Genomic DNA, 240 nt, shown 5'->3' with positions numbered 1-240 from the left:
CTTTTATTGCTGTTTTGGCTGCTTTGGTTCAGATTCTGGAAATGTTTCTTGATAAATTCATTCCGTCCCTCTATCACTCACTCGGTGTTTTTCTGCATCTGCTGACTATCCACTGCGCTATTTTCGGCGCCACCATTTTTATGATTGAACGGCATTATACCTTTACTGAAGCCATTACTTACGGTGCAGGCTGCGGTATAGGCTGGCTGCTGGCCATTTCGGCGCTCGCAGGATTAATGG

The 240-nt window shown here is 45.8% G+C and carries 1 protein-coding gene; it reads left to right on the top strand.

The window, feature by feature from the left end; genetic code table 11:
• Positions 1 to 240 (top strand): Rnf-Nqr domain containing protein (locus tag GN208_RS18010; RefSeq protein WP_279577452.1); only part of this gene is annotated, 240 nt, incomplete at both ends.

It is taken from the genome of Morganella sp. HSTU-ASny43 (assembly GCF_022819185.1).
GTDB lineage: Bacteria > Pseudomonadota > Gammaproteobacteria > Enterobacterales > Enterobacteriaceae > Morganella > Morganella morganii.
Note: the sequence above shows the minus strand (reverse complement) of the source record. Positions and strands in the feature narration are given on the sequence as shown.